The sequence below is a fragment of the Acidovorax sp. KPB24-07 genome (assembly GCF_057543315.1).
Map to the genome: position 1 here is coordinate 1 of NZ_BAAJYS010000894.1, position 653 is coordinate 653.

1 protein-coding gene is annotated in these 653 nt (G+C 73.4%); it reads left to right on the forward strand.

Translation table 11 applies throughout. The annotated features are described in order from the left end of the window. Positions 1 to 72: 72 nt before the first annotated feature. The coding region (locus AC27IQ_RS26520; protein WP_487091448.1) for a pirin family protein at positions 73 to 653 on the forward strand (581 nt) is incomplete at its 3' end.

Consider the following 653-nt stretch of genomic DNA (forward strand, 5'->3'; position numbering starts at 1 on the left):
CGCCACGCCGGCCGCACCCCACCGTGCACGCCGGGCGCCGGGGCCGCGCGCGGCGCCACCCAGGAGCTTTCCATGCCAGCCGTTGCCGACACCCCCATCCTGAACACCCAGCCCCTGGGCCCGCTGTGGCCCACGGTGGACCCGTTCCTGTTCTGCGCCCACCACGACGACGCCTATCCGCCCGGCAATGCCGAACTGGGGCCCGATGCGCCGCTGGACGGCCGGCAGATCGGGCAGGACTTCTCGCGCCGGGACGGCTGGAGCATGTACCACGGCGACGTGGTGCCCGGGTTCCCGCCGCACCCCCACCGCGGGTTCGAGACGGTGACCATCGTGCGCAAGGGCCTCATCGACCATGCCGATTCGCTGGGCGCCGCCGCCCGCTTCGGCCAGGGCGACGTGCAGTGGCTCACCGCCGGCGACGGCGTGGTGCATTCCGAGATGTTCCCGCTACTGGACCGCACCGGGCCCAACCCGCTGGAGCTGTTCCAGATCTGGCTCAACCTGCCGGCGCGTTCCAAGCGGGTCGATCCGCACTTCACCATGTTCTGGTCCGGTGACATTCCGCGCGTGGTGGACCCCGGCACGGACGGCGGCGGCGCCACCCACGTGGCCGTGGTGGCTGGCCGGCTGGGCGAGGCCGCGCCCCTGGC